Genomic DNA, 4,506 nt, shown 5'->3' with positions numbered 1-4,506 from the left:
AAGGCGGGCCATCGGAGGTATGGCTCTGCACCGAGTTTTTCTGCAGGCAACCAGAGTCTGGAAGCATCGGCAGCAATCGACGTCTTTTTTGAAGTAAAACTCCACGATGCCTTCCGTTGCAAGTGCAACCAGATAGGGGGATCAAGGAACCAGTTTTCGATCGCTAAGCCACGAAAAATAAAATGCTTGCCTTTATCTGGCCTTTCAATTATTTTTGTTTCAGTAATTGCCTCTAATAACGGGAGAGAACCATGTCATCTTCAGCAATCGCCACAGTCGAAAAGATGCTAGAGTCTTTGCCCGAGGAACTCCAGGACCGGGTGGTCGAACATCTTCGTGAATATATCCTGGATTTACAGGATGAACTGCAGTGGGATCGCCAGTTCAGCCAGAGCCAGGATAAACTGCGTGCAGCGGCGAAACAGGCCAGGAAGGATGCCGCCGACGGCAAGGCAAAGCCTATGGACTTCGATGAATTATGAATGCTGCAACCGTGCCTTCCTTTTGGGAGGCTTATCAAAGGCTCCCTGAGGATATCAAACGTAGCGCCAAAAAGGCTTTCGATTTATGGAAAAACAATCCTTTTCATCCATCTCTACGCTTCACGTGGATCAATCGTGTCAACAGAGTGAAACGGGGATATTTTGAAAATCCGAAGCCTTGATTGATAGCCTTTTTTGAAGCGGAGCTTCAAGATCTGTTCCGTCCCAATTCCAATTAGAGATGGAGAGGAAAGATCAGTGAATTGAATCCTTGAGACCCTTCATGGATGAAAGAATTTCTATGAGAACTATTTTGTGGGAAAATACGAAAAATTAAGATTAAAAATTCTTTCGGGTGAAGCGGATCAAAATATTCGGTTTGCTGACCTTTGCCAATTGCTCAAGCAGTTGGGTTTTGAAGAACGAATAAAGGGAGATCCTCATATTTTTAGCCGCTATGATGTAGAAGAAATCCTAAACCTGCAACCCAGAAAAGGGAAAGCCAAGCCTTATCAGGTTAAACAGGTCAGGAATCTCATCTTAAAATACAAACTTTCTGAGGCAAAAGATGATTAAATATGAAATGATGATCTACTGGAGCGAAGAGGATCAGGCATTTATTGTAGAAGTTCCTGAACTGCCTGGATGTACGGCTGATGGGCAAACGTATGAAGAAGCTGTAAGAAACGCGGAAAGAGTGATTCAAGAATGGATCGAAGTCGCTCAAGAACTGGGCCGCCCGATTCCCAAACCGAAAGGGCGGTTGATGTATGCTTGAAGGGTTCCATTCGTATTCTTTTGTTAAATATTATACTTAGCACCCAACCCAAGCTGCAATTGGGCAGAAGAAAATAAAGGGTTGCGTTGATAGCAATAGACTTTCTTTTTTGAAGCGAAGCTTCACGCTATGTTTCGTCCCAAATGCAATTTGAGACGAAGAAGGAAAAGTCATGAATAGAGAATTTGAAGATTCTTTGAGAGATATTTTGGATGCCATGGAAAAGGCGAAACGATTTGTTAAAGACTTCTCTTATGAGCAATTCATTGAGGACGACAAAACGGTTTTTGCCGTGGTCAGAGCATTGGAAATCATCGGCGAAGCTAGCAAGAATATTCCAGATGAATTTCATAAGGAAAATCCCGAAATCCCATGGAAGGACATGGCGGGAATGAGGGACATTTTAATCCACGACTATTTCGGTGTTGATTTGGAAACGGTCTGGAAGACCGTTACTGAAAGAATTCCTGAAATCCAACCGTTGATCAAGAAATTGTTGGCAGTGTCATGAGAAACCTGGAAGATTTGAAAAACATTTTGCAGGAACACAAAGAGGAGCTGAGTCAAAAATATGGCGTGATTGAAGTGGGGATTTTTGGCTCCTACGTCAAGAACAAGCAGGATGAAGCAAGTGATGTTGATATACTGGTAGACTTCCGCGAGTCAGTCGATTTGCTAACTTTTGTTCATTTGAAAAATTATCTGTCTGAGTTAGTAGGAACGAATGTAGACTTAGTCATGAAAAAGGCTCTGAAACCTGGGATTGGCCGGCGGATTTTGCGGGAAGTGATGTATATCGAATGATGCTTAGATGATGGTTCTCCGTCCCAATTTGGACGTGGGACGGAAGAAAAAAATTTTAAACAATATCTAAAAATATACTCATGGACAAACTCAAATTTAGTATTTTAGACCTTTTCGGATTCGTTTTTCCGGGCTTGCTTACCCTGTTAGCAATTTTTGTCATGTTTGATAAGTCTATCGTTGAAATCAGCGATTTAGGCCTTTATTTCATAAGCATAAATTTATCAACTGGGCTTCTTATAGCAATTGCAGCATTCATTATTGGATTTGCTATAGACCAACCAGGTACTTGGTTATATAACGCTTATAATATGCTGCTTAAAAAAATTAAAAACAAAACCATTCCTAGAGAAATAGCAACCAATTCGAAGTTAAACATGAAAGAATTCCGAGCCCTGGCTAGAGAATATTGTCCCCAAAATTTTTATTGGTTGCAACTTTGGAAAACATTTAAAACAATGGGCCACAATTTTGCCGTAGCTGGCCTAATTATGGCTTTTTCTGCCTTTAAAAAGAATATTCAAACCGCAGCTGATGGTCTTTCAAATTGGCTTATATTGGCAATTGCCATGATAATCTTCGCGCTATTATTTTTGCATAGAGCAAGAGTTTTTGACACCTGGCATTATGAGGAGTTAGTGATTGCAGTAAAAACACTAAAATTGGAAGAAAAGGTAATGGCTGATTAGTTTTCAGCAAGCGAAAATTCAAATTGGAGTCAATAGCAATGAATGGAATTTGCCCAATATGTAAATCTCAGGATGCATCCGTTAATGATATAGGTAATAATTACGAGGTTAAATGCAATATTTGCGGGGACTACCAAATCAGTAGGACAGCCGCACATATCAATTTGTCAAAATATGCTCCTCCATGGCAAATCTCTGCAGTAACACGAATTAGGCACGAAAATGGTGAAGTTGCAAATTTAAGTACTAGTAATATACGATCATTGGTTGATTCTATTGCTATTCCAAGTGATCCTTTTGAATACATAGACAAACTTATTGAATATGTTTTTCAAAAGACAAGTAAGGTTGCAAATACAATTCAATTAAGAACTTCTTTTGATTATCCAGTGATATGTGCTGAAAATTCAAAACAATTTAATTATATTTTAGAGAAGGCATTAGCTTTGGGGTATTTAGAAAAAACTCAAAGCAACAATTTCCGACTTTCATTAGATGGGTGGAAAAGAATTAAAGAATTAACAAAAGTACGAAAAGATTCAAAGCAAGCTTTTGTAGCAATGTGGTTCAATCAATCAATGGACAAAGCTTGGGAACATGGGATTAAACCCGCTTTAAAAGAAACAGGCTATAAACCGATAAGAATAGATCTATTAGAACACAACGAAAAAATTTGCGATAGAATTATCGCTGAGATTCGGAAGTCGGGATTGTTGGTAGCAGATTTTACAGGGCATAGAGGAGGAGTATATTTTGAAGCAGGTTTTGCATTAGGCTTGGGTATACCCGTAATATGGACATGTAAGGAAGATGATAAAGACAACTTACATTTTGATACGCGACAATACAACCATGTCATATGGAAAAATGCGCTTGATTTAAAGCAAAAATTAATAAATCGAATACTTGCGAGTAATCTGGCCCCAAAGAACTAACAATATTCTTCATTTTACTTCTCCCTCCCCCTCAACACCCACACCTGTTCCGCCACGTTAGCTCTCCGGGGCTGTCCATAAACAGAAGAAATGCCCCAAAACCGTCATGCCCGCGGAAGCGGGCATCCAGGAGAAACAACCGCTTATGGATTCCCGCTTTTGCGGGGATGACGCTGAATGGAGATTGCTGGATAGCCCCGGAAGGGATATTTTGAAGCTACGCTTCAAAAATCGAGGCTAAAAAATGACGGCTGCATTGACAGCAATAGATATTCTTTTTTGAAGCGGAGCTTCACGCTATGTTCCGTCCCAAATACAATTTGGGACGGAGAGGAATGGCAAGAACGATAAGCCAATAAATTCATACTTTTTTATAAGTTGACTTAGGATTGAGCCCATTCACCTCCCCCTCAACACCCACACCCGTTCTGCCACGTTCACAATTTTCTCTCGCGAAAAATACACCGGAAAATACCGGCCGCTGGCCCATTTGGGGAACAGGTCGCGGTAGTGCGGGTCGGCGGGGTTGCCGGATTGGCCCGGGGAATTGCTGCCCAGTGAGCGGTCCCAGTCGCCGGTATCGGCAATGATGCGGAAAGTGGCGCCGGCGCGCTGGTTGAGCGAATTCGAGGTGTTGTTCACGGTATAGGCATAGCCGCCTCGCGGCAGCGGGCCCACGTCCAGTTGTTTGCGCAGGTCGGCATTGACCGCGTCGCTGAGCACGTGGCGAATGGCCACATGCTTGAATTTCGCCTGACCGTACCGCCACTTGCGCAGGTCGCCGCCGAGCCGCTGCCGCAGTTCCTGCACCGCCGTTT

General features: G+C 42.2%; 9 protein-coding genes. 8 read left to right on the top strand and 1 reads right to left on the bottom strand.

The features are described from left to right. Positions 1-251 precede the first annotated feature (251 nt). From D6734_03935 to D6734_03900, 8 genes are all read left to right on the top strand, one after another. Positions 252-482 (top strand): hypothetical protein, encoded by a 231-nt coding sequence (locus tag D6734_03935; GenBank protein ID RMF96272.1) that lies wholly within the window; start codon positions 252-254, stop codon positions 480-482. Further along, positions 479-664 carry a hypothetical protein gene (locus tag D6734_03930; GenBank protein ID RMF96271.1) on the top strand — a complete coding sequence of 62 codons (186 nt, stop codon included), beginning with the start codon at positions 479-481 and terminating at the stop codon, positions 662-664. Before D6734_03935 ends, D6734_03930 begins: the two co-directional genes overlap by 4 nt. Positions 665-797: 133 nt before the next feature. Beyond that, on the top strand, positions 798-1,058 hold the full coding sequence (locus tag D6734_03925) for a type II toxin-antitoxin system HicA family toxin (GenBank protein RMF96270.1): 261 nt from the start codon (positions 798-800) through the stop codon (positions 1,056-1,058). Beyond that, the gene (locus D6734_03920) at positions 1,051-1,260 is read left to right on the top strand and encodes a type II toxin-antitoxin system HicB family antitoxin (protein ID RMF96269.1); all 210 of its coding nucleotides are present in this window, start codon (positions 1,051-1,053) and stop codon (positions 1,258-1,260) included. Before D6734_03925 ends, D6734_03920 begins: the two co-directional genes overlap by 8 nt. Before the next feature lie 172 nt (positions 1,261-1,432). Then, a complete protein-coding gene (locus tag D6734_03915; GenBank protein RMF96268.1) occupies positions 1,433-1,771 on the top strand; it encodes a DUF86 domain-containing protein in 339 nt (112 codons plus the stop codon). Next, the gene (locus tag D6734_03910) at positions 1,768-2,064 is read left to right on the top strand and encodes a nucleotidyltransferase (GenBank protein ID RMF96267.1); all 297 of its coding nucleotides are present in this window, start codon (positions 1,768-1,770) and stop codon (positions 2,062-2,064) included. The genes D6734_03915 and D6734_03910 overlap by 4 nt, the downstream gene beginning before the upstream one ends. Before the next feature lie 80 nt (positions 2,065-2,144). Further along, positions 2,145-2,753, top strand: a complete 609-nt coding sequence (locus D6734_03905; protein ID RMF96266.1) for a hypothetical protein — start codon at positions 2,145-2,147, stop codon at positions 2,751-2,753. Positions 2,754-2,791: 38 nt separating this feature from the next. After that, positions 2,792-3,688 (top strand): hypothetical protein, encoded by an 897-nt coding sequence (locus tag D6734_03900; GenBank protein RMF96265.1) that lies wholly within the window; start codon positions 2,792-2,794, stop codon positions 3,686-3,688. A gap of 399 nt (positions 3,689-4,087) precedes the next feature. Here D6734_03900 and D6734_03895 read toward each other — a convergent pair. Then, positions 4,088-4,506: penicillin acylase family protein (locus D6734_03895; GenBank protein ID RMF96264.1), on the bottom strand; the 419-nt coding region annotated here is incomplete at its 5' end.

This window comes from Candidatus Schekmanbacteria bacterium, from assembly GCA_003695725.1.
Taxonomy (GTDB): Bacteria; Schekmanbacteria; GWA2-38-11; order GWA2-38-11; family J061; genus J061.
Note: the sequence above shows the minus strand (reverse complement) of the source record. Positions and strands in the feature narration are given on the sequence as shown.

What these genes read in the sequence shown, in the direction of transcription:
- D6734_03935 (RMF96272.1), top strand. Translation starts at nt 252, where the DNA reads ATGTCATCTTCAGCAATCGCCACAGTCGAAAAGATGCTAGAGTCTTTG.
- D6734_03910 (RMF96267.1), top strand. Translation starts at nt 1,768, where the DNA reads ATGAGAAACCTGGAAGATTTGAAAAACATTTTGCAGGAACACAAAGAG.
- D6734_03930 (RMF96271.1), top strand. Translation starts at nt 479, where the DNA reads ATGAATGCTGCAACCGTGCCTTCCTTTTGGGAGGCTTATCAAAGGCTC.
- D6734_03900 (RMF96265.1), top strand. Translation starts at nt 2,792, where the DNA reads ATGAATGGAATTTGCCCAATATGTAAATCTCAGGATGCATCCGTTAAT.
- D6734_03920 (RMF96269.1), top strand. Translation starts at nt 1,051, where the DNA reads ATGATTAAATATGAAATGATGATCTACTGGAGCGAAGAGGATCAGGCA.
- D6734_03905 (RMF96266.1), top strand. Translation starts at nt 2,145, where the DNA reads ATGGACAAACTCAAATTTAGTATTTTAGACCTTTTCGGATTCGTTTTT.
- D6734_03915 (RMF96268.1), top strand. Translation starts at nt 1,433, where the DNA reads ATGAATAGAGAATTTGAAGATTCTTTGAGAGATATTTTGGATGCCATG.